This window comes from Photobacterium sp. OFAV2-7, from assembly GCF_022347985.1.
Lineage (GTDB): Bacteria > Pseudomonadota > Gammaproteobacteria > Enterobacterales > Vibrionaceae > Photobacterium.
This window is the reverse complement of record NZ_JAKRFQ010000319.1, coordinates 1-5272: the sequence shown is the minus strand read 5'-3', so window position 1 is coordinate 5272 and position 5272 is coordinate 1. Positions and strand designations below refer to the sequence as shown.

Annotated in this window: 5 protein-coding genes; 2 read left to right on the top strand and 3 right to left on the bottom strand. The window is 39.6% G+C overall.

Annotated elements, in window-relative coordinates:
- Positions 1 to 842 (top strand): phosphoethanolamine transferase (locus tag MHN01_RS15665; RefSeq protein ID WP_239412199.1); only part of this gene is annotated, 842 nt, incomplete at its 5' end.
- A gap of 51 nt (positions 843 to 893) precedes the next feature.
- On the opposite strand, the gene MHN01_RS15660 is transcribed toward MHN01_RS15665, so the two are convergent.
- Together MHN01_RS15660 and MHN01_RS15655 are read right to left on the bottom strand one after the other, a co-directional pair.
- On the bottom strand, positions 894 to 1205 hold the full coding sequence (locus MHN01_RS15660) for a hypothetical protein (RefSeq protein ID WP_239412198.1): 312 nt from the start codon (positions 1203 to 1205) through the stop codon (positions 894 to 896).
- 235 nt (positions 1206 to 1440) lie between these two features.
- Positions 1441 to 2121, bottom strand: coding sequence for an FMN-dependent NADH-azoreductase (locus tag MHN01_RS15655; RefSeq protein ID WP_304622863.1), 681 nt, complete (start codon positions 2119 to 2121; stop codon positions 1441 to 1443).
- A gap of 778 nt (positions 2122 to 2899) precedes the next feature.
- On the opposite strand from MHN01_RS15655, the gene MHN01_RS15650 reads away from it, so the two are divergent.
- Positions 2900 to 4342 carry a hypothetical protein gene (locus tag MHN01_RS15650; RefSeq protein ID WP_239412197.1) on the top strand — a complete coding sequence of 481 codons (1443 nt, stop codon included), beginning with the start codon at positions 2900 to 2902 and terminating at the stop codon, positions 4340 to 4342.
- A gap of 279 nt (positions 4343 to 4621) precedes the next feature.
- Here MHN01_RS15650 and MHN01_RS24585 read toward each other — a convergent pair.
- The coding region (locus tag MHN01_RS24585) for a TetR family transcriptional regulator (RefSeq protein ID WP_304622862.1) at positions 4622 to 5272 on the bottom strand (651 nt) is incomplete at its 5' end.

The following is a 5272-nucleotide window of genomic DNA, read 5'->3' as shown; positions in this document are numbered from 1 at the left end:
GTGATTTGGGCATGATTTCTTTCCGAGATGTCAGTTCATGCGCCACCGCTACCGCGGTTTCTGTCCCGTGTATGTACTCAGCCATGCCACAAAGCAGTTATGACAAGCAACGGGCCACTAACCAGGATAACTTTCTGGATATCATGCAACGCGCAGGCATTTCGCTACTTTGGAAAGAAAATGACGGTGGCGATAAGGATGTAGCCAAGCGTATCCCGCTATTAGAGATACAGCGTAACGTACAGAATGAGTTTTGCAACGGAAGTACTTGCTACGATATGGCACTACTAGAAGGTTTGGATAACGATATCTCGGCCATGAAAGGTAACCGTATGCTTACTCTGCACCTTATCGGTAGTCACGGACCAACCTATTATCAGCGCTACCCTGAGGATAAACGCTTCTTTACGCCTGACTGCCCACGCAGTGATATCGAAAATTGTAGCCAAGAAGAGATTATCAATACTTACGATAATACTATTTTGTATACAGATTTCGTAATAAGCCAAACCATTACCAAGCTCAAACAGCTAGAAGACAAATATAATACAGCGCTTTTTTATATCTCCGATCATGGCGAGTCCTTAGGAGAAAATGGCTTGTATTTACATGGAACACCGTATAGCCTTGCGCCGGATCATCAAACTCAGGTGCCGATGATGGCTTGGTTTTCAAGTAGCTTTTCGAAGAATAAAAAGATTAATACAGACTGCCTTAAACATGCTGCCGAGAAGAACAGCTACTCGCAAGACAACATTTTTCATTCAATGTTAGGCATCATGGATGTAGAAACTGAAGTTTATAATTCGGAAATGGACATATTTTCTCAGTGTCGTAACTAGCCTTCTCTTCCGTGAAAAGGCGATTTTGGTGACAGCAAGGTCGTCTTTTAATTAACGCTTCTGAACACCATGGAAAGCAAAACGGTTAAATTCATTACCATCTTCAGTTACCGCTTTATACTTAACAGATTTAGAGCTATTTAAAGAAAGTGGGATAAATACACGACCACTATCATCAGTCTGATAAGTGCCTTTCACTTGAGATTGATTTTCAACGGATACAACAGCATTTGCAGACGGCTGCCCATTATCAGTTACTTTCACCCAAGCACCATTTTGTGTGTCAGAAATACTGATATCAGCAAATGACATTGAAGAAAATGCAATCAATACAGACGATAGCGCAATATTTACCTTTTTCATCTTAATTTCCCCATCTTTATATTATAGTAACCACCAATAGTCTCAAATAAGCTTATAATACTTCAAAAACAATCGGCTTAGACTTAGGTTACTCTCTGAAGCTAAACAGAAGTTGAACGTATAGAAATTTTGAAAAAATTCACATTGAGTATATTTAGACACCGCAATATCATCATCCATTAATTCGGAAGTTTAGTTTAATTACGGTATCTATCAATATCTTAAAGAAGTTCTATTAACTAATTCCTAACTTGCTCAAAAGCTTTTTCCATGCTGGAATTTGCTTTTGCGGTGCAACATCTTCCTGTCCGGTCTTACGGTCAACCACACTCAGGTTATCTAGCTCAGTTTTTGCTTCTGAAATTGCTTTCTCTGCCATTTCAGGTCCCATGGCCAACGCCTCGCCATACACCACCTCTACATCTGTAATGCCGATAAAGCCAAGTACTGTTTTCAAATATGGGATCATTACATCTGTTGGACCATCTTTATGCATTCCGCCCCGAGTGGTAACAACAATAGCTTTCTTGCCTGTGATTAAACCAACTGGCCCGGTTTCTGTATAACTAAAAGTAACACCTGCGCGTGCAACCAAGTCGATCCAGTTCTTTAGCTGAGTAGGAATATGAAAGTTATACATTGGCGCGGCAATGACGATCGTATCGTGGGCTTTCAGCTCATTAATCAATTGATCAGATTGCGCCAATGTTTCCTTCTGACGCTCTGACAAATCATCTCCCCCACGCAAGCCACCAGCAATTTCACCATCCAGTACAGGCAATGGCTGAGCTGCCAAGTCACGCTCTGTGATATCAGGGACATTGCCTTCAAGAGAGCTAACCAGATGATCGATTAGACCGTTCGACTGAGAGTAATCACCAAGAATGCTTGATTTAAGAACGAGAACTTTAGACATATTGCTATCCTTACTAGATTCGATGCTTGTTGCTGTTGAAGTAACTATAGGGACAGCGCTGCGATCAAGATAGCGTAAATTTTAGCTATAGTTATTCGAATTTTTCGAACATGCGCAACCTCACAATATTACCAATAAAAACAAAGATTTAACAACACATATAATGGTGACGTCTAACTAAACATCAATTTTAATAGTGAATACAACAAAAAAATTAGGCGGCTATAAAACTAATATTCCTTGCCCTAGTATTATCGACTGCTTGTCACAGCAGAGACAAACAATCGAAACATTTCAACAATTTTTCATCAATACTACTTATCTATTCAACCTTCAGAACACTGGAGTGGATACATTATCACGCATTTAGTATTTTGCTATTTGCAAGGCTAATACTTACATGTATATTGAAACGATTCGACAACTTACTACCACTTGCCATATAAAGGAGTAATCAGTGCTAAAGACAGGAAAGTACCATCGACAGAAAATATGCAAATGAAGTCTTATTCGAATGATATCGTTAACGATAGAAAAATCGCTTGGTTTTATAAATGTTTACGAGAATATCCCGTTTTTGGCATTTTAAACTTGCGCTGTTGTCAGACAGAAAGTAAAACGAACAAAATTTCATTAACAACAACCCTTTAGCACTAAATAGAACCTAACAGTTAAATTATTTTTATTTGCTGTTCATTAACTGTAAATATAAATACGCAACTTAAACAACATATAAAACCAGTGGCTTATAAACCTAATCGAGAGAGTCTGCTTGTCAATGAGTAATATAAATGAATCACATCTAGATAATGATCTAAACAACCTCCATAAACACAGTCGTTTCCTTCGAAAAATAGCCTGGTTCGTTGAGCTCATTGTTGTGTTCATCGGCCTGTGTATCTCAATATCACTGGTTTTGAACGGCGATAACCTAATAGGTACATTTACCCTATCTGCGCCATTTGTCATGATCTCACTGGTAGAGCTGACTAAAATTCCATTTGTTATCGGGCTATGGCACTCTAAGAAATCTTTCATCATGTATTTGCTCATGCTCTGCTTCTTATGCCTAATCACCTTTGAAACCCTTTTGAACGGCTTTGAAAGAGCTTTCTCATCTATCAACAATCAAATTAACTTGAATGAGATTGAGATCAGCAAAATAGAAAACCAAATCAAAAACAATGAAGAGAACATCCAAATCGCGTTGCAGGACTATGAAGTAAAAACGCAGGAAATTTCAACAGACAAAGAAACGGTCGATAAGAACTACAGACAACAGCACGCTAACTTAGTAGCGCAAAATGCGCGACTATCTAAAAATGTCCCTGAACTCAGAAGATCTTTGAATGCGGCACGCAATGAGCTCACTAAGCTGAAGTTGGAAAAGTCAGAGTTACTAAGAGAACTCTCTCTTAAGAAGGAAGAGAGGTTCAAGTCTAGCCTGGAACGCTCGCAAGGCTCTGTTGATATGGTACAAAAGGAGCGTACCCGTCTACTCGATCAGCTAAGTACACTGACAATCGAGAAACAAAAAGCGCTGGACGACGCAAACTTCTTTACTTCTGACTCAGTCAGGAAAGATTATGACGAAAAGATACGCTACGTCGAAGAACAGCTAAGCAATATAAACGACAAGACTATCACCGGAAAGCAAAACAAGACCGATTTTGAATCTGTCGAGTTCCTTGATGACTACTACTCTGATTTACTGTCGCTCAAAGATGACATCATCAAGCAAAAAGAAGATGAAATAAGTTCTCTGACCCGTAGCTACAATCAAGCTGTAAGTGCCAGCAACAAAAACCTTGCGATTAGGGAAGCACGATTAATCAAGGAGAAAAAATCTGCACTTCAGAACTTAGACAACAAGCTTGATGAGATCGACACTGCCTTCTCCAGCGAAAAGCAATACATCAACGAAATCAGACAAGCCAATAATAAGTTTCGCTACGATATTCGGGTTATCGAGATCGAAACTAACACCCTTGCGCTATCTAACCAGGTATATCGAATGGCATCGTATGTCGATAATGTCAGCCACTATAAAGACGTTAAGAAGGAAACCCTAACGCTTGTCGGTTTATTCTGGTTTGGTACTCTCGCGTTAATTGGTTCTATCACCGGCATAGCACTGACCTTATCAGGCTTACACCTGCATAGTCTTGCGACCAAACGTAATAAGAAACAATCAGTCGAATTAACGCAAGCTACTGCCTAACCTGTTACCATTATGAGTAACTGCCTATAAAGAAATGCCCTAATCGAGGAATGATTAGGGCATTTCGATTTTATTACGGTGTGGTGATATCGATTAGCCATTCGACAAGTTCATACCCAGCTATCGCAGGGATAAAAACTGTTAATATCGCGAATGCGACACAAATGAAAAACAGTTTTGTTATATATCTCATTTTATATGCACCAATAGGTTAATAAAACGAGCCGTTGATCAGTTGAGCCTTTATTTTAGCCAAAAAGCCGCGAACATTGATGCATATTAGAGTCGGATGCCACCACCAGCTAAAATGAACTTTGATGTTTTTATAGCCTGCTCACTCAACTTAAACTCATCTGACAACAAGCTACGCATTATTAGGCCTGATAGTGCATCGACTAATATTTCTGCGATCAAATCACAATCACCAACTTGCTTGTTCACCCAGCTATCAACCTCAATCTGCTGCAAGAAGAAACTAAATTCTTTCTTGGCGATAGTATACTCAGCTTTATGCCTTTCTAACAAAGAGCTAAATTCATCAGTGAATTCACATCGGTAATAGACAATCATGAAGTAAGCCTTAAGCTCGGCCGACTCTTCTAGCTGTTTAAAGTAGAAGGCTATCGCATCGAGAATCCCTGTTAGGGTATTATCGCTAGCCGTTAGTTTTGCCAGTGAAAGCTCATCAGTTTTTTCACTGTATTCCTGAGTGATCGCATCAAATATTTCTAACTTATTTTTGAAATGCCAGTAGAACGCACCTTTCGTGACCCCAGCAGCTTTCGCGATGTCGTTCAGTGTCGTATGGGAAACCCCCTTTTCACTGAACAACATCAAGGCAGTGTGAATCAACTTGACTCGGGTTTTTTCTGCATCTTCTTTAGTACGTCTCGCCATAATTGTTGGTCCGATATAATTGGCTACCAGCCT